The 498-nt window shown below is 51.2% G+C and carries 1 protein-coding gene; it reads left to right on the forward strand.

The features are described 5' to 3' along the window. A partial coding sequence (locus HX855_RS32950) for a LapA family protein (RefSeq protein WP_178948080.1) occupies window positions 1-243 on the forward strand: 243 nt, incomplete at its 5' end. Window positions 244-498 lie beyond the last annotated feature (255 nt).

A 498-nucleotide genomic window follows, 5' to 3' on the forward strand; every position in this document is an offset into this window, starting at 1 on the left:
CGTGGGATTAAGCGCGTTGTTCTCGTGCTGGCGATGCTGATTGTCGTGCTGGCAGTGTTAGGGTTCGTGCTGGAAAACCAGCAGGGTGTGTCTCTTTCATTCCTGGGGTTGGTGACCGGGCAGATGCCCGTATCGGTGTTTGTGGTGGTGGCCTTGATAATTGGAATGCTGCTGGGGCCGCTGTTAAGTGTCATCGTTGGATGGAATCGACGTGAAAAGTCTATGACTGCAGGGCGCGGGTAGAGCTTCCATGGGTATTGCAGTGAACTCCTGAACCGTTCGTCGGACGATTCTCGTGCAGTACACATCAGTGCTTGGAGTGATCTGGCAGGTGGTAAATCCGGCGATACCACTGATTATTGTCTCGTTGCTACAAAATTTTCTTTCTTGTCCTTCTCGGACGACCTTTATCAGGGTTGCCCCTAGGTGTTAAGGAAGCGCCCTACGGATAAGTCAAGACTTGTAATATGTCAGCGAGATGGCAGAATGGAATCTGTT

This window comes from Pseudomonas sp. IPO3778 (assembly GCF_013386825.1).
Classification (GTDB): Bacteria; Pseudomonadota; Gammaproteobacteria; order Pseudomonadales; family Pseudomonadaceae; genus Aquipseudomonas.